Genomic DNA, 18,189 nt, shown 5'->3' on the forward strand with positions numbered 1-18,189 from the left:
GACGAACAATTCAATTTCGCGAAAGCGGGTGAATAACTTGACAGTGCCACCATTGCTGGATGGAGCAAATGTTTTGATTTATACAGCAAACGAGCATTGCAATAATTACGGATATGTTTTGTTCGAACATGATAACAAAAAAGTGGCTATCACCTGCTTTCGCAGTAGCTAAATATGAAGGTGCCAGAGGGTACTGTTTATTCTCTTGGGACTTGGATTGGAATGTTATCGGTAGCACTATGCACGATTCACTACAGGAAGCTAAAGAATGCGCAAAAAACTCAAGCGATATACCAATAAATTGGATACCCATAGGCATTCATCATTACGAAATCTTAGTCAAACGTTTTAAGAATAAGGAATACGGCATAGAAGAATTACAGAGCAGATTAAACACCGCTTTAATGCCTGATCCTCCAATAACCGAAATTTCGAATAGACTCTTAGACTTGGAGAATGATTTAGAGAATATCCTTTATACCCAGTCAGATTCTGAACAATATCAATTTGCGGTTAACGTATTGGATGCCTTCATTGATTGTTTAAGGAGAAATCATTTAGACTAACGAGAACTATTGTTCAATAGCGCAGGGGCTCCAAGTGTTAGCTTATACTCCGTAAAACTTGCAATAAGTTGATATAAGAGGTTCTTAGAAACACGAATAGTTAGCAAGTTCCAAAAAAATTACGTGTTAACGAAAGGCAGCATATGAAAACCAGTGTAGTTAATAATATGTTCAAGCAAAAATACTGGATAAGATTTGAACTTGGACCAGTTGCTCTTGAGGAAAAAGCATACTTTAATGAGGTAATGCAACGCTCAAGCAGCATATGTAACTTTCTCTTTTCAGAAAATGACGAAGTTCATGTGATCAATCGCATTAGCTACTTGAAAGAAAAAAGTAAGCACGAAAAGCTTGATATGCACCGTTTTTTTAAAACAAAACAAACAGTAAAAAACCTAGAACACCAAGTGATTCCCTACGAATATGAAGATGATGAACAAATGGTAACCAGCGAGTATCGAGTTCGAGTGAAGTTCGAAGACATAAAAATGTCATACCTGCTAACTGCTATTGCTAATCAAGATTTTGGCAGGAAACCACGCGTACACGGCAATGTAATGCTATTTAATTCAACAAAACAAATCTTGTTGTATATTTACGATGACCGTGGTTGTGATGTATATGGTGTGAGTAAAGAAAGCTTACTGCCATTGTATTACCAGTACCGCAGTTGGATCCTTGATTATGATCGTATACATATTGACAATGTTTTTGAAGAAGGGCTCGCAGGTGTTTTCGAGACAGAGACAGAGCGGTCAGCACGTCAATATGCCAATGAGCTAAAAGTGAAATCAACTGACATTAATCTATATAGTAATAACACTTGTCATATTTCGCATATGCTTGAGATTCCAAATGATCAGAGCAAACAGTTCGAAGAGGAAATCGGGGGAACGGGATTCACGTTGAGGCTTCAAAGCAAAGATCAGGATACTTCCGTTTACCAAGTTACAAAGACAGAGGCGCTGGCACTTATTAATTATCAGAGTGAGCTTATGAACCTATACTCTAAAAAATATGGAGGAGTATATTGTAGCTGGGAAATAGCAAGAGCGTTCTAAATGAGTGGAACCTACAATCATTGAACTAACGGGGAACGTTAGTTCAGCGATCCAGGAGCAGTTTGCCGCCGAGCCAACTGCTCTTTCTGTCATTAAGCTAACGGGCAGGATGGTTACAATTAAAGGAAACTCTACTTAGGGGACGAATACTCTTTTTATCCAAAAATAAAGGAGTCAAAATTTGATGATTTGAGAAACTGAAATATTAGTATCTATACTAATACAATTCCTTATAGCTAAGAGGTGCTAAGTGTCCAAGAATACGGTTTTTTTTATGTTGGGTGGTATACCTTTGTTGTTATATCCATTCGTTCTATTAGCAGACATAATGTCAATAGCTGGAGAGAGGACAGGAAATGAGAATGTATTCTTGATAATTATTGTAGGACTATTTTTATTTCTTTCTAGTTCTTATCCAATATCGTACAGTGTTTGTCTTGTATTGTATTTAAAAAACAAAAATAGATGCATATGGGCACCTATATTTCCTTTAATTCATGTAGTAGTTGTGGTTCTTGTAGGATACTTATGGGCTTTCTTAGAAAAACAACTTTCTTGACATAAAGTAAAGGTACGGCAATTACGCTAACGGGAAACGATAGCTCAACAAACAGATCTAAAACGTAAAGACAGAAGGTTGCCGGTAGATCGGTAGCCGTTTAGGCTATTGGGCAGGATAGCTACAATGATTAGGCCAAAAAGTATAATTTAATAGTTGAGTAAGATAGAAACCTCCAGTTATTATTAAATCAAGGAATTATCTACATATTCTCTAATGCCTATCCTATTTTGAGGAGCAACCCGAATGAGCGAATTTAGTCAAAGCTATCATTTGTTGGGTAGCAAAGAAAAAGCAATTGAACTCATCAACCATGCAGGTGAACAGGGTTTTGTATTTGAAGATGACAGTCGGTGGACTACGTTCGTAATCTTGGGAGATGAATTTAGACCATCAGACTCTATTGTTGAATCCAATAAAGATTTGCTTGTCCATTATGTGTACGCCGAGGACCACGGTTGGAGCCTGTCCATTTTCAGGCAGTCTACTCTTATTTTTAAATTTGACTGTTCCTGGGACGAGACGGATATCGAGGATTTTGATTTCGATGAAGAGGAGTTAATTGAGATGTTTGGTGATGGGGAAGTAAGTGCTCCTTCCGACGAAATTTTCGACCTGGATGTTATCAAAAAACTAGTCGAAGAGGCTGGTAATGATTCATCTGACTTGGAAGTACTATTTACGAAAGATCCCGAAGTTATCTTTGCTATGGAGAGCCCATGTGCCTATCAGATTGCTGAGAAGCTTGGTATTCTCAATTATGCTTGGATTTCTGCTGATTCTCCCGAAATGGACGATGGTTTCTACAAAAATGTAATTAAAGTTTAAAGCCCTGTAGGAAGCCTTCAGTTGAGCCACATTTTGCAACAGATCCTAAGGTACAAGAGGTGTACGATGGGCGAAGAACTAAAACAAGAGATTATTAATGAATTAATCCATTTGATTCCGAAGGCAGTAGCAGAGATTGATAAACCCAATGATGAAAAAATATGCTTTATCGCCCTTTATAGAGACGATTACGCCCCGCTAGTTAGCCTGATCCAATTGGGTTTGGTTAAATATCGCCAAGAATGCTTTGAAAGTTCAGGTTTTTGTTTTAATTCAGGCGAACAGCCTGCAAAGTATCAGAATGAACTGACTGATGAAAAGTTGAAAGAAAAAGAAAAAGTATTTATCTCCATGTTTAATCCCGATGATTATTACGGTGAATGGTGGAAGCAAACAGAACAGATTATGTTTGAAGTATCCATGAGACTAAACGAATATGAATGGAATGAAATCTTAGATATAACTGATGATTTTATTGTCTTTGTAGACTGGGAAGCGTGGGAGGGAGACTTGTCAGTAAGCGTTCCAAAAGAAAAAATTGATAATCTCATCCAAAAGGGTCTGTACAATGAAAAATTTATTAAGCAGTTTGATGATTAGATAAGTTTGTTGAGCTAACGGGAAACGATAATTTAATACATCAGGCAGATTAAAACCTCTCTTCAGAAGCAAACTAGATTTAATAGCTTTTAAAGGGAGGTTTTGTTATGAGCTTAAGTTGGAATTGGTTTTGTTGACTAAACATATACGTAATTTAAGCCTGTAAGAATCGAAGGCTGTGGATATCGACAGCACATGCTTGAGGGCAAACCCATTGAGTTAAACAAGGCTCTATTTCTAAATCACCAGTATATAAGCACATTTACTCTTAAGCTAATGGGCAGTTTGCATGAAGCTTAGTCTGTTGTGGGTTAAAATGGAATTGAGTCAGCAGTGAGAACAATGGAGGGAGTCTATATGAACAACGTAATACCGATAATTGCAAGCTTTTCGGGGGCATTTTGTTGCATTTTAGCGGCCATTATTATTCGAAAAAAGAAAAAAATTAACCAATTATCATAGAAAAACGTTTCACTAAATGGAGGCTATAGCTCAAGGTTATCGAAAGAAATCGGTCATATGATCGGCTGCCATTTCTCGTTGAAGTACAGTTTATTGAATAAATGTTACAATAAAATAAGGAGAAAAAATCAAACTATGGGAGGATATGCATGGTACTCTTGATAGTAATTGTAATAGTCATTGGTCTTGCCGGTTTGATCGGGAATCAATATTCAATGTTAAGAAAGATGGAGAGAATTGAAGTAACCCTGCGTGAGATAAGAGATAAAAATTAAGCAAAGGTTGTTAACGGGCAGGATAGTTTAAACTCGTAATAAAATGGTAAAGGTACTGAACAAAATGGGGTGACTAGTTGAATAGGTATGGTATTTACTTTTTCTTTTCTCTGGTGTGTGTGGTTCTCCCCATAGTATTTTTGGTTTACGGTTACTCGGATGCAAATCAGCCTAAGGTAGGTCCTGTAGGGGATGGCGACTCAACTCCGAAGTTCATACAAATCCTCCCTCTGATTTCAATGCTAGTTATCGGCGTTATCAATACACCAATGGCTATTTATAAGTACAGAAAAAATAAGAATTCTAAGTCATTACACTAACGGGAAATGTTAGTTCAATCAAGACACGAAGGCAGCCGCCAGAAAACAATTGGCTTTGCAAATTCAACAGATACAGTCTAACACTTTATTTTCTTTTCTCAGTAGTAACTGCTGACCCGTCACGCTAGAGGCGCTAACTATTTGGTGACCCGGATCAATTGCTTGTCTGCCAGTTCGAAGACGTCTCCCAGCTGAAAGTCCGGCAGATGAAGGGTAGAGTCGAGCTCCGGGTTTCTGTCCATCTCCAGCTCACTATCCCAGCAAGAGTAGATTTCCATGGATTCCCCTTCCTCCATATGGTCATTCATGTGGGAGAGCAGCAGTCCGATGCATTTTCGCCCGATTTCAAAAGACAGGGGACTCTGCTCCCTCATCTCCTTACTAATAGTAAAAGAACCGCTTATCCCATACACATAAGGTTTAGTTATAAGCAGCTTCTGCCTCCACGGTAAGGCGGTCACGTCTGCGATCTCCAGCCCGGCCGCATCCAGATCACTCTCAAACACCTGGAAAAGGGTATCATTCAAATGGGATAGATCAATGATGTTGTGAAGCGCACTGGGATCATCGGATTTAGGGATGTCCGCGTACTTTTGGTACGAGAATACATAGCCGAAACTTCCGGCGGGCAGCGGTCTGTCTGATCCCAGGTAATGGTTAAGCGTCATGTTTGCACCTCTCTCTGCTTTAGGCGGCATCGGATGCTCCGACCTTCTTTTGAAATCGAACAGTTTTGTCTATTTTATAGTATCCAGATTTGTAATACCATAGAGCTACCAAAAGAGACAGGAGATGGAACAATGAGCAAACAGTCTGGTTTATTATTTGGGGATAAAGTATACCTGCGCCCGCTGAACGGGGAGGATGCCGAACTGTATTACCATATGTTCTATGGTGCAGAGGTACGAAGGCTCACAGGGACGCAGAGGCATATCAACAAAGAGCAGATTTCAGCATATATCGACCGTAAAGCAGGGGATGACAGTGCCGTATTGCTGCTGATTGCCCTTAAAGAGACGGATGAGGTGATCGGCGACATCGCAATTCAGGATATAGACCGGGGCAACCGCACCGCCGGCCTGCGTCTGGCCATTGGCCATGAACAGCATCAGAATAAGGGGTATGGCCGGGAAGCGCTGCTGCTGATGCTTGACTACGGCTTCGGAATTCTGAATTTGCACCGCATTGAGCTGGAGGTTTATTCGTACAATAGCCGTGCTGCCCATGTGTATGAGAGCGTCGGATTTGTCCGGGAGGGTGTGCGGCGGCAGACGCTTTTTTATAATCATGAGTACCATGATGTTGTAATGATGAGCATGCTCGAGAATGAGTACCGGGAGCGTTATTTAAAATAAAGGTCAAAATAGGTCAAAAAGTTAATTACACCAAAAAAATGTCTGCCAAATCAGCCGAAATGCCGGGATTTCCCGGTTTTTTGGCGTATACCGGTTTTGAGGTTAAGCGGAGGCGGGGCTATAATAAAGCCATAAGGTCAAATAAAGTCAAAGTCAAATTAAAAGTCAATGAGAGGAGAATGAACGATGTTTGATTTGGTTCCTTTTGGAAAACGCAGAGATGACGTATTTGGTGCATTGGCAAAGTCCTTGAATGAAGTGTTCAACGATGACTTTTTTGCCCCGATGACCAGCTCCACCCTGTCTTTCCGGACGGATATCCGCGAAAGTGAGCAGGCGTATCTGATTGAGGCTGAACTGCCCGGCTTCAAAAAAGAAGAAATCGACATTGATTATGCCAACCCTTATCTGACGATTAAAGCGGTGCGCAAAGATGAGAACAGCCAGGAGAACGCAGATCACAAGATCGTGCGCCGCGAACGCCGCTACGGTGAGTATGTCCGCCGTTTCTATGTGCAGGATATTAACGATGACGAAATCCGCGCCTCACTGAAAGACGGGCTGCTGTCGCTTGAGGTGCCAAAACGGCAAAAATCAGCCGGCAAGCGCATCGAGATTCAGGACCACGGTACATCCGGGCCGCAGCTTCAGTAAGCTGTTCAAGTCTGCGCGAAGGTGCTGAAGCAGTGGGTTCCGGGCCGGCGGCCAGCCGAAGTCCCCTCTGAGCTCCGCAGTCACGGCAGCTTCACCGGGCTTTTCATATAGTAGTTCATAAAAAGGCGCATTGTAGTGGGGATACCGGCTATAGTGCGTCTTTTTTGAGGAAACGGATAGAATAAATAGGTGAGCGGATTCGTATAGGAAATTAGCGAAAGGAGAGGGCCATGGTGGCGGCAAAAAACTACTATGATGCACTTGGCGTAGGCAAACAGGCGAGCAGGCAGGAGATCAAAAAAGCCTACCAGAAGCTGGCCAAACAATGGCATCCCGATGTCAACAAGGCTCCGGGCGCTGAAGAGAAATTCAAGGAAGCAGCGGAAGCCTACGAAGTGCTCGGCAACGAAGAAAAGCGCAAAGCTTATGATGAGGAGCTTCGTTACGGGGCAGGCCGGCCCGGGCAGTCGGGAGCCTGGAGAACCGGCGGGGCTTCGTCCGGTCCAGGCCGGGAGTCGCCGTTTGGTGCGGGCTGGAGCGGAAGTTACTCTACCGGCGGCGGGATTCCCGAAGAGGATTTGTTCAGTATGTTCTTTGGCAGCCGGGGCGCGGCGGACCGGTCCGGGTTTGATTTTTTCTCCGGCAGCGGCAGCGGCTTCGGTGGAACGCAAGGAATGATGCAGGCCCAGCTGGAGGTTACGCTGGAGCAGGCCTATAAGGGCGGAAACGTCAGGGTGCAGGTGGGCGGAAAGGATGTTGCGGTAAGCATCCCGGCGCGTTCTGCGGAAGGAACGGTCATCCGGGTGCCGGGCAGCGCAGAGAAAGGTGCAGCCGGGGCCGGTGACCTGCTGATTGTGCTGCATCTTGCCCCGCATGAAATTTACGAGGCGGAAGACGGCGACTTGTACGGTACGGTTGAAATTGCACCATGGCAGGCTGTGCTCGGCGGGGAGGCGAAGGTTCCGCTGCCTGACGGCAGCAGCATCAAGCTGAAGATTCCGGCCGGAACAGCAGGCGGCCGAACGCTGCGCGTTCCCGGCAAGGGGCTGAAGCGCCAGAGCGGAGCGAACGGCGACATTCTGTTCGTTATTGAAATAGTAATTCCGCCGGATACCAGCATCGCAGAGAAGAATCTATACCGTAAGCTGGCTGAAGCCTCCAGCTTCCAGGCCGGAGCGAAACGGCATGGCGGCGGAACGCGGCGGCAGAAGGCCGCCATGGGGTAACAGCCAGGGTAATAATATATAAGAAACAAGTTCCAGAGGAAAGGTGCTGAAGACCATGGATTTCAATAAATTAACGCAAAAGCTGCAGGAAGCCGTCGCCGCGGCACAGTCGCTGGCTGCGGCAGGCGGCCATCAGGAGATTGAACATCTCCATCTGCTGAAGGCCCTTCTTCAGCAGCATGAAGGTCTGCTGCCGCGCCTGCTGCAGAAGATGAACATTCCCGCAGCCGAGCTGCTGCGCGGCACGGAGGAATTGCTGCAGCGGAAGCCGAGTGTCAGCGGATCGGGTGCAGGTACGATGCGGCGCTACGCCGCGGCATCGCTGCTGGAGGTGCTGGATCAGGCAGAGAAGGAAGCGGCCGCGATGCAAGATGAGTTCGTGGCCGTGGAGCACGCCGTACTGGCGATGGTGTCCGATACCGGCAGCGCGAACCGCGAGCTGCGCGGTTTGTTCACCAGCCGCGGCGTGACCCGCGACAAGCTGCTGGAGGTGCTGGCGGACATCCGCGGCCATCAGCGGGTGACTAGCCGGGAGCCGGAAGCCACCTATGAGGTGCTGGAGAAGTACGGCCGGGATCTGGTGGCCGAAGTGCGGGCCGGCAAGATTGACCCCGTCATCGGGCGCGACGGGGAGATCCGCCGGGTGATCCGCATCCTCTCCCGCAAGACGAAGAATAACCCGGTGCTGATCGGAGAACCCGGCGTCGGGAAGACAGCGATTGTCGAAGGCCTTGCCCACCGGATTGTCCGCAGGGACGTGCCGGAGGGGCTGAAGGATAAGACGATCTTCTCACTGGATATGAGCGCTCTGGTCGCCGGGGCCAAATACCGCGGGGAATTCGAGGAGCGGCTGCAGGCCGTACTGAAGGAGATCCGCGAGAGCAACGGCCGGATCATCCTCTTCATCGATGAGTTGCACACGATTGTCGGAGCGGGTAAAACTGAAGGCGCGATGGATGCCGGTAATATGCTGAAGCCGATGCTGGCCCGCGGCGAATTGCACTGTATCGGAGCGACAACGCTGGATGAATACCGCAAATACATTGAGAAGGACCCCGCGCTGGAGCGCCGCTTCCAGCAGGTGCTGGTCAGCGAGCCGGATGTCGAGGACACGATTTCGATTCTGCGCGGCTTGAAGGAGCGGTTCGAGGTGCATCATGGGGTTAAAATCCATGACAGTGCACTGGTTGCTGCGGGCGTGTTATCCAACCGCTATATCACCGACCGCTTCCTGCCGGATAAGGCAATTGATCTGGTCGATGAAGCCTGTGCGATGATCCGTACCGAGATTGACTCCATGCCGGGCGAGATGGATGAGGTTACCCGCCGCCTGATGCAGATGGAGATTGAAGAAGCTGCGCTGAAGAAGGAAACGGACGATGCGAGCGCCCGCCGTCTGGAGAATCTGCAGCGGGAGCTGGCCGACCTCAAGGAAAGGCATCTGGGCATGACGGCCCGCTGGGAGAAGGAAAAGTCAGCGATTCAGGGCATCCGCGACCTGAAAAAAAGACTGGAGCAGGCCCGTAAAGACCTGGTTGACGCGCAGGAGGTCTATGACCTGAATAAGTCGGCGGAGCTGAGCTACGGGATCATTCCCGAGCTGGAGAAGCAGGTTAAGGTTGCTGAGGAAGCGGCCCAGCAGGATCAGGAGAGCCGGCTGCTGCGCGAGGCCGTGACTGAAGAGGAGATCGCCGATATCGTGTCCCGCTGGACCGGTGTTCCGGTCAGCAGACTGGTGGAAGGCGAGCGGGATAAGCTGCTGCGGCTGGAGGAGACGCTGCATGAGCGGGTAGTCGGCCAGGAGGAGGCCGTGTCGCTGGTGGCCGACGCCGTGCTGCGAGCCCGTGCCGGAATCAAGGACCCGAACCGTCCGATCGGTTCGTTCCTGTTCCTCGGGCCGACTGGTGTCGGCAAGACGGAGCTGGCCAAAGCGCTGGCCGTCTCGCTGTTCGACCGGGAAGACGGAATGATCCGCATCGACATGTCGGAGTACATGGAGAAGCACAGCGTCTCCCGTCTGGTTGGTGCGCCTCCGGGATATATCGGCTATGAGGAAGGCGGCCAGCTTACTGAGGCAGTCCGCCGCCAGCCGTACACTGTTGTGCTGCTGGACGAAGTGGAGAAGGCGCACCCCGATGTCTTCAACATCCTGCTGCAGCTGCTGGATGACGGGCGGCTGACCGATTCCCAGGGCCGGATCGTGGATTTCAAGAACACGATTGTTATTATGACTTCTAATATCGGCTCGCCGCATCTCATCCAGGGTACGGATGATAACGGGGAGCTGACGCAGGCGGTCAAAGACCGGGTGATGAAGGAGCTGAGCGGCCATTTCCGCCCAGAGTTCCTGAACCGGGTAGATGATATTGTGATGTTCAAGCCGCTGACACTGGGTGAAATCGGGCAGATCGTCGTCAAATTAGCAGATGGTTTACGTACACGGCTGGCTGAACGGGGCATCGGCCTTACGCTGAGCGAAGCGGCGGTGCGGTTCATTGCCCAGGAGGGCTTCGATCCGGTCTACGGGGCGAGACCGCTGAAACGCTTCATCCAGCGGAGCCTGGAGACCCCTGTTGCACGGGCACTGATCGCCGGGGAAGCGGAGGAAGGCTCAATTCTGGCGGTTGATGAGGCGGACGGCCGGCTGAATGTAGCCATCCGGCGGCCGGAGGCAGCGGGAATAACAGGAGCGGCGGGCAAGGCGTAAGCCTGCTGCTTGCGGCTCGCAGGAAGGCAGAAGGTTACGAAGCCGCGCGGGTCACAGTGCGGTCTACTGCCAGTCTGCTGCTATTCCGCTGTGAGATAAATCCAACTCAACCCACTTCAACACGATACAATGAAATTTAACCATACGAATAAGCAAATAGCTGTACTTCATACAGTTACACGCACCGCAGTTCTTATACCGCTGGTGTAACTGTATTTAGTGCAGTTATTTTTATACTCTTCAGCCGAAAGTGCCGCTTAGGGGATTTTTAATTGCACCGAATACAGCTATAAGCCGAACAGGGTGTTTTTAGCGCGAAATAGCTGTACAGAGTGCAATTAGAGTAACATTGATCCTCACTTGAACCAATTACTCCATAGTGAAGGTGAGGCGCTTCTTTGATTTTGCCGGTTGAACTGCGATCTGCCTATGTGTGCTCAGCGATGCCAATTGTGCGAAGGATGGATAAGAATAACAGGTGATCTATTGTAAATTCTGCAGCAGATTTACGGCAAATGGCCGAATAGGGGCCTTCTATTGCACTCCGTACAACAGAATTCGCTGATTCGCGGAATAGTGGTGTTCCGGCCACAATCTACTGCACCAAATGCAGCAGAAAGCTATTTTACGCCATTTTACGGCGGATCTGTTGTACAAAATACAATCGTCTGGTGACCATACAAAAGCTGATAATCAAACAAAAGCTGACGGGCAAACCGCCCGTCAGCCTTAAATTTCAAAAGGTTAGTTTTTCAATACAGTAGCAGCGGCGAAGGCAGCCGCGCTTCCCGTCCCTACAGCAGCTCGCCCTTCTTCTGCAAGTTACGGTACAGCAGATAAGCGAAGGCTGAACAGAGCAGGGCGCACAGGCCGATGAAGCCGTAGCCCGCCTGCAGTCCGCGAAGCAGCCCGGCACCTTCCTCGGCACCGGAGGAGAATAGCTGCTTGATCCCCTCGGTGATCGCACCGATGAAGTAGTTGCCCAGCACACTGGCTACGCCCATCAGGGTGACGATGAAGGTAATCGCCGTATCGCTGCCCTGGCGGTACCGGTCGGCGATCAGTGCCATAATGGTCGGGTAAACCGGCGCGATGCCGACACCGGCTATGGCGAACAGAACAGCACCGGATTCCCCGAGCAGGATGGCGGCGAACGTGCACAGCCCCGAGAAGGCGGAGAAAAGGATCAGCGAGAGGGCGAAGCCGATTTTGTCAGTCACAGGGCCGAGAATGAGCCGGGCCAGCGTGAAGCAGAGGAAAAAGGCGGACAGCATACCCGCAGCAGAGGCCGAACGCCAGCCGTAGGCTTTTTCCAGAAAGTTAACCAGCCAGCCGCCGACCGCCAGCTCCGAAATGACGCCGAAGGAAAGGACAGCGACCAGCAGCCAGATCACCGGATCACGGGAGATGGACGATAGGGGAATACGATCCTCCGTCAGCGTGGCATCGCCCGGGAATTTGCCGAGAAAGGCCGGAATCATCGGGAGGACGGATAACATGAGAATAATCAGATAGACGCCCCGCCAATCCAGCAAATGACCAAATATCGTGACGGTCATCAGCCCGGAAGAAATCAGCGGTGCGACGGTAGAGCTAAGGCCATAGAAAAAATGGGACAGATTCATCATCGTGCCGGTATTTTTCACGAAAATTCGCGCGCCGAGCACCGCCAGGCCAATCTCCAGCATCCCGTTGCCGATATACATCAGGAAAAAAGAGCTCGATAGCGCAGGGTAGCTATGCGACAGGAAGATGAACACGCCGGATACAGCCATTGAGCCGAAGGCGAGCAGGCTTACCGCCTTGATACCGATTTTACGGATTAAAAGTGCAGTGAAGGTGCAGGCCAGCAGATAACCGAGCGAGTTCAGCGACAGCAGCGTCCCGAGCTGCATTTCATCCAGCCGGAAATCGCTCTGGATACGCGGAATGGCGGGCCCTTTGATATTTTCAGAAAAGCCGAAAATCAGAAAGCCGACAAATACGGTCAGCAGCTGCAGAATATAGTTGCGTTTGGATGATGATGCCGGTGTTGGACGGATGTCAGCCTTCAAGATGTACCTCCTGGATTATGAAATCACTGGGTTTGGTGCCCAAACCACATGAGGTCCATTATATCACCGTTCACTCTGTCCAAGGAACCAGTTTGGGGTGCTGGTCGAGAATCGACTGATATTGCTCCTTCCATCCATAGACGCCGTCGGGGTCCAGCTGCATATAGCGTCTATATTTATCGAGCCGGTATTCCGGCCGGGACCATCCGAGATGCTTAAGCCGCAGATTGCTGAGCTGATGGGGCAATTCAAAAATATTCTCCGGAAGCCGTCCGCAGTGCTGCGGTGAGTCATTCCAGACATAGGGGAAATCCTCCCGGTAGCGGAGCAGGAACGGACGGTAGCTCTGATGGGAGCGCCAGTACATGTCTTCGCGGTAATGATGGTCGTCCCAGAAATCGTACAGCCGGAAGCAGAACAGGTCACAGTTGTCCTCCTGCAGCAGAATCTCAATATCCTCGGCGAACCGTGTCTCGAACATTTCATCCGCATCCAGGCTCAGAATCCACTCGGGGTTTGTTTTGACGACCTCTTCCCACTGCTGCTTGCGTAGCTCGGCTTCATTGCAGAACCTGGAGACGGTATTGTGCACAAGGTGAAGCGGGATACCCTGTAGAACTTCCCGGCATATGTCCGCAGTGTCATCGGTGCTGCCATCATCGATAATGACAGCTTCGTCAATGTATTTGCGGTGCTCCTGCAGTACTGTCCGCAGGAAGCGGGGAGCCTCGTTCTTGACGGCCATCATCAGCGTGAGCTTGGGCCGCTTTGCTGCCGCAGACGAAGCGGCTGTCTTAGCGGCATCAGTGGACTTCTCCGTCTGGGACAGCGGATCTTTATGAAGGCGGTTCTCCGCTTCCGCCGCCGACCACATGACGGAAGCAGGCTCCGGATCCGGCCGGTGCTGCGGTTCTGCCGTTACCCCGGCCTTGTCTGCCGTCTCGGACTCAGATCCGCCCGCCGTCACTTCTGCGGTTGTAAGCCGGATGTAGTCTGGGACCTTGGCCAGGTCGCTGTCCCGGTACAGATGCAGGGCCGGATAATGAGTATCCACATGGAGCGGAATGCCAAGGGCAGCGGCGCGGATGCAGAAATGGCGGTCTTCTCCCCAGTAGGAAATATTCGGGATCCGGTCATAGCTGACGCCTGACTCGATGGCCCGGCGGCTGATCAGGGTACATGCCCCGAGGCCGCCTACTTCATAAATTCCCGGCTGCTGGAGCCTGGACAGGAATAGCTGGAATCTGCGGTTGATCTCCTCCGGATCTACCTTTTCCCCGGGGAGAATCTCCCACTGGTTGTATTCATCATGCATCCAGACCTGCGGCTGCAGTAAGGTGCCGGGCTGCCACTGGGTCCAGAATATCTCTGAAATGATATCCTTCTCCGTCCGGATCAGATGAAGCAGCGTATCAGGATGGAGGATCAGATCGGAATCAATCAGGAACAGATGATCATAGCCGAAGGCCTCCGCCCGGCGGATCATCAGATTTTTGAAGCCGGCCACTTTCCAGACCAGGTCGGAATTCCAGAAATGAGTGTTATCATTGCGGATATACGCATCATGGAAGCCGGAGGACTGGTGGAAGACCTCACTGCCGTCCGGGTCGAAATGCCGTAGCAGCTCACTTGCGGCATCATCCTCATTGTCATCGATAAAATAGAAGTCCAGCGTCACTCCTTCACGCCGCAGGCGCAGCAGTGAATTTAGGAACTCTTGCAGGATTTGCGGTTTTTGGTGAATCGGGCTGCCAACCAGCACCCGGGTCTTAGTCTCGCTCATAGCCGAACCCTCCTGAATAGGGTTATCATGGTATAGAACATCTCCTTGCATTCACAAATAGATGATATGAACTATATATATTCAATATATTTAGAGACGTACGGGACTAACCCTAATTTTGTTAATTTCCTTTGAGTTACAGATTTGAAAAAATCATTCATTGTAATTCCGAGTATTCCGATATATAATTCAAAAACAACGAGTGAGTTTGCTCATAGACATGGAGGAGATAGAGATGAGAAGAGGGCTATCTGGGGTTGTCGCTTTAATATTGTTAACATTTATGATCAGTGCATGCTCCGGGGGGAACAACAACGCAGCATCGACTAATACAAGTGCTTCGCCAGCTGCTACGGAAGCAGCTGCCAGCACAGAGCCGAAAGACGGCGGCAGCCTGATTATCGGAGTCGCCTCCGATCCGCAGGTGCTTAATCCGAACTACGCGGGTGACCGAATCAGCCTGACGATTGACCAGGCACTCTACGCACCGCTGTTCCAAGTGAACAATGGTAAGAAAACATTCTATCTGGCAGAGAGCCTCACGCCTTCGGCCGACAATCTTACCTACACACTGAAGCTTAAAGACGGCCTGACCTGGCATGATGGGGAGAAGCTGACTGCCGATGACGTCGTGTTCACGATCGACAGCATTTTGGATGAGAAGCAGAACAGCTTCCTGCGTGCCAATTTCCTGATTAACGACAAGCCGATCACGGCTACTAAGGTGGATGATCTGACTGTAGAATTCAAGCTTCCGCAGGTCAGCCCGGCTTTCGAGGCTACGCTGGTGCAGGTCTTCCCGATTCCGAAGCATATCTTTGAGAATGAAGCCGACATTGAGAAGAGCACCAAGAATGCTGCTCCTGTAGGGTCCGGTCCATTCAAATTCAAAGAATACAAAGCAGGCGAGTATCTGACTCTGGAAAGATTCGATAACTACTTCGGCGGCAAGCCGCACCTGGATTCGGTAACCTACCGGATTGCCAAGGATGCCAATGCTGCTAACCTTGCCCTGCAGAACGGCGAGATCAATGTGCAGTACCTGGATCCGAAGGATGTAGCGACAATTCAGGCTACGAACAACTTCGAAATCCTGCCTTACAGCGAAGGCCGCCTGGCTTATCTGATGTTCAATGCGAACAGCGATACCGGCGCCCTGGCTAAAAAAGAAGTCCGTCAAGCCCTGTCCCTGGCCCTCAGCCGTGATGAGCTGATCCAGACGGCGTACACATCCAGTGAATATGCAGATCCGGCGAAGTCTTTCCTGACTCCTGATGCCTTGTATTTCACGAATGATGTAACTACTTTTGACAATGACGCTGCTAAAGCGAAGGAACTGCTGGCATCCGCCGGAGAGAGCAACTTGAAACTGAGATACATTGTACAGAGCGGTAACAAAGCACAGGAAGCGATCTCCCTGTATGTGCAGCAGAAGCTGAAAGAAATCGGCGTTGAAGTGGAACTGCAGAACATGGATTCCTCCGCTTGGGTACAGAAATTCATTGATCTGAAAGCTACTGACTTTGAGCTGGCATTGACCGGTTATATCATGGGCTATGATCCGGATGCTTACCGTATCCTCTTCACTACAAACAGCTCTTCTAACTATTCACATTATTCCAACGCTGAGGTTGATAAGCTGATGAATGAAGGCGCAGGCGAAGCGGATCCTGCAAAACGCGGTGAAATCTACAAGCAGGTCCAGGAAATTATCGCTGGAGATGCACCAATCTATCCTATCGCTTATACTAAAACTGTCGTAGCTGTCTCCAAAAACTACGGCGGCATTGATGAAGCTGTTCTGAAGCCTGTCGTTATTTTTGAAGACTTGTCGAAGATCTACCAGAAATAAACTACAGTAAAAAATAAGTACGGCGAAAAATAAGCTGGACCTCCAGCTTATTTTTTTGCCCATCATGAGTCGGGAGAATCACGTATGAGACAACTCATCGTCCGTAGATTGCTGCAAACCATACCGATGCTGTTCTTCGTGTCGGTGGTTTGCTTTGCAATGATTAAGCTGGCCCCGGGGGACCCGGTGCTGTCCTTCGTCACACCAAATATGCATGCCGAAGATATCGAGCGGATCCGTCATAATCTGGGACTGGATAAGCCGGCCTATATTCAATATTTCATCTGGATCAAAGAAATGGTACAGGGGAATTTCGGCTATTCCCTGGTCAATCACCAGCCTGTACTGGGGCAGATTCTAGAGCGCCTGCCAGCCACAGCTGGGCTAATGGGCAGTGCGATCCTGCTGGCTGTATTACTGGCCATTCCGCTGGGTCTGATTGCCGGAGCGAACCGCAACCGCTGGCTGGATAAGCTGATCAATTTCATTTCTTACATCGGAATTTCCGTGCCGTTATTCTGGCTGGCAATCCTGCTGATGTATTTGTTCGCCATTAAGCTGCATCTGCTGCCGAGTATGGGCATGCGCACGATTGGGGTGGAATCGGCCGCCGATGTACTGAAGCATGGCATTCTGCCCTGCTCTGTGCTGGCTTTCGGTTTCCTGGCCAGTTATGTACGCTATATCCGTTCCAGCACCATCGGGCAGTTGAAGGAAGAATATGTGCAGATTCAATATGCGTTTGGCTCCCGGAAGTCAACGATTCTGTTCCGCCATGTGCTGAAGCATGTGCTGCTGCCGGTCATTACGCTGCTTGGCATGTCTATGGGCGATCTGGTGGCAGGCGCAATTGTGACGGAGACAGTCTTTAGCTGGCCGGGTATCGGATCACTGGGAATGACGGCGGTCCGGGGGATGGATTATCCGGTTATTATGGGAATTACACTGTTCTCATCCCTGATGCTGATCATCGGTAATCTGGCCGCGGATATTCTCTACAGCTTCGTAGATCCGCGCATTAAATTAAAGGGGTGACCTCATGAATCGCAGTAAATGGATAAATTTAAAATCAGAGCTGTTTACGAACGGTCTGGGTGTCACCGCGCTTGCTATTCTGGTGATTTTTACGCTGGGATCCGTATTTGCTTTTCTGTCCGGCTATGACCCTAACGCAATGGATGCCATGGCCAGACTCACACCGCCCGGGGCAGGCCACTGGTTCGGAACGGATGACTACGGCCGTGATTATCTGGCCCGGGCGTTGTACGGCGGGCGTGTCTCTCTGCTGGTCGGCTTTGCTTCAATGATTGTAGCCACTATTATCGGGGTTGCCGTCGGTGTCGTCAGCGGCTATTTCGGCGGCTGGCTGGATAATCTGCTGATGCGGATGCTGGACATCATCATGTCCATTCCGTCCTTTTTGATCCTGCTGCTGCTTAGTGTGTTTTTGAAACCGAGCGTCGGCAATATTATCCTGATTATAGCTCTCCTGATGTGGATGACGGTGGCGCGGGTGGTCCGGGCGGAGACGATGACCATCAAGGAGCGCGAATATGTGCTGTACGCCAAGGCCTCCGGCCAGAGCGCGTCCGGCATTATCTGGCGGCATATTCTTCCCGGCCTGGTGCCGGTTATTATCGTAGGAGCAACCAACAACATCGCTTCGGCCATTATGATGGAATCCTCACTCAGCTTCCTCGGCTTCGGTGTACAGCCGCCGAACGCCACCTGGGGCAGCATGCTGAACAGCGCGCAGGGCTATATTGCACAGGCGCCTTATCTCGCGCTGTTCCCCGGGCTGATGATTCTGCTGACCGTACTGAGCTTTAATGTGCTGGGCGATATTTTACGGGTCGGCTTTGAACCGAAGCTGATCCGGAGATAGGA

Annotated in this window: 14 protein-coding genes; 11 read left to right on the plus strand and 3 right to left on the minus strand. The window is 49.7% G+C overall.

Annotated elements, in window-relative coordinates; translation table 11 throughout:
• The first annotated feature begins 128 nt into the window (after positions 1-128).
• From L6H70_RS23580 to L6H70_RS23595, 4 genes are all read left to right on the plus strand, one after another.
• A complete protein-coding gene (locus L6H70_RS23580; protein ID WP_236336593.1) occupies positions 129-566 on the plus strand; it encodes a hypothetical protein in 438 nt (145 codons plus the stop codon).
• Between the two features lie 143 nt (positions 567-709).
• Complete coding sequence (locus tag L6H70_RS23585; protein ID WP_236336594.1) at positions 710-1,627, plus strand: DUF3885 domain-containing protein; 918 nt, start codon at positions 710-712, stop codon at positions 1,625-1,627.
• 805 nt (positions 1,628-2,432) lie between these two features.
• On the plus strand, positions 2,433-3,014 hold the full coding sequence (locus L6H70_RS23590; RefSeq protein ID WP_236336595.1) for a hypothetical protein: 582 nt from the start codon (positions 2,433-2,435) through the stop codon (positions 3,012-3,014).
• 66 nt (positions 3,015-3,080) lie between these two features.
• Positions 3,081-3,614 (plus strand): hypothetical protein, encoded by a 534-nt coding sequence (locus L6H70_RS23595; RefSeq protein WP_236336596.1) that lies wholly within the window; start codon positions 3,081-3,083, stop codon positions 3,612-3,614.
• A gap of 1,194 nt (positions 3,615-4,808) precedes the next feature.
• Here the strand turns inward: L6H70_RS23595 and L6H70_RS23600 are convergent.
• A complete protein-coding gene (locus L6H70_RS23600; RefSeq protein ID WP_236336597.1) occupies positions 4,809-5,339 on the minus strand; it encodes a hypothetical protein in 531 nt (176 codons plus the stop codon).
• A 132-nt stretch (positions 5,340-5,471) separates the two neighbouring features.
• Between L6H70_RS23600 and L6H70_RS23605 the strand changes: the two genes are divergently transcribed.
• From L6H70_RS23605 to clpB, 4 genes are all read left to right on the plus strand, one after another.
• On the plus strand, positions 5,472-6,026 hold the full coding sequence (locus tag L6H70_RS23605) for a GNAT family N-acetyltransferase (protein ID WP_236336598.1): 555 nt from the start codon (positions 5,472-5,474) through the stop codon (positions 6,024-6,026).
• A 186-nt stretch (positions 6,027-6,212) separates the two neighbouring features.
• Positions 6,213-6,680, plus strand: coding sequence for an Hsp20/alpha crystallin family protein (locus tag L6H70_RS23610; RefSeq protein ID WP_236336599.1), 468 nt, complete (start codon positions 6,213-6,215; stop codon positions 6,678-6,680).
• Positions 6,681-6,913: 233 nt separating this feature from the next.
• Positions 6,914-7,906, plus strand: coding sequence for a DnaJ C-terminal domain-containing protein (locus L6H70_RS23615; RefSeq protein ID WP_236336600.1), 993 nt, complete (start codon positions 6,914-6,916; stop codon positions 7,904-7,906).
• A gap of 55 nt (positions 7,907-7,961) precedes the next feature.
• Positions 7,962-10,613 carry an ATP-dependent chaperone ClpB gene (gene clpB, locus L6H70_RS23620; RefSeq protein WP_236336601.1) on the plus strand — a complete coding sequence of 884 codons (2,652 nt, stop codon included), beginning with the start codon at positions 7,962-7,964 and terminating at the stop codon, positions 10,611-10,613.
• Positions 10,614-11,407: 794 nt separating this feature from the next.
• Here clpB and L6H70_RS23625 read toward each other — a convergent pair.
• Positions 11,408-12,667 carry an MFS transporter gene (locus L6H70_RS23625; RefSeq protein ID WP_236336602.1) on the minus strand — a complete coding sequence of 420 codons (1,260 nt, stop codon included), beginning with the start codon at positions 12,665-12,667 and terminating at the stop codon, positions 11,408-11,410.
• A 70-nt stretch (positions 12,668-12,737) separates the two neighbouring features.
• Entirely contained in the window at positions 12,738-14,450 is a 1,713-nt protein-coding gene (locus L6H70_RS23630; protein WP_236336603.1) for a glycosyltransferase, read from the minus strand.
• A gap of 235 nt (positions 14,451-14,685) precedes the next feature.
• Between L6H70_RS23630 and L6H70_RS23635 the strand changes: the two genes are divergently transcribed.
• The 3 genes from L6H70_RS23635 (at position 14,686) to L6H70_RS23645 (ending at position 18,187) form a co-directional block, all read left to right on the plus strand.
• The gene (locus L6H70_RS23635; RefSeq protein WP_236336604.1) at positions 14,686-16,302 is read left to right on the plus strand and encodes an ABC transporter substrate-binding protein; all 1,617 of its coding nucleotides are present in this window, start codon (positions 14,686-14,688) and stop codon (positions 16,300-16,302) included.
• Between the two features lie 84 nt (positions 16,303-16,386).
• Positions 16,387-17,337 (plus strand): ABC transporter permease, encoded by a 951-nt coding sequence (locus tag L6H70_RS23640; RefSeq protein WP_236336605.1) that lies wholly within the window; start codon positions 16,387-16,389, stop codon positions 17,335-17,337.
• 4 nt (positions 17,338-17,341) lie between these two features.
• Positions 17,342-18,187 (plus strand): ABC transporter permease, encoded by an 846-nt coding sequence (locus tag L6H70_RS23645; RefSeq protein ID WP_236336606.1) that lies wholly within the window; start codon positions 17,342-17,344, stop codon positions 18,185-18,187.
• The last annotated feature ends 2 nt before the right edge of the window (positions 18,188-18,189 follow it).

The sequence above is a fragment of the Paenibacillus auburnensis genome (genome assembly GCF_927798115.1).
Classification (GTDB): Bacteria; Bacillota; Bacilli; order Paenibacillales; family Paenibacillaceae; genus Paenibacillus_AQ; species Paenibacillus_AQ auburnensis.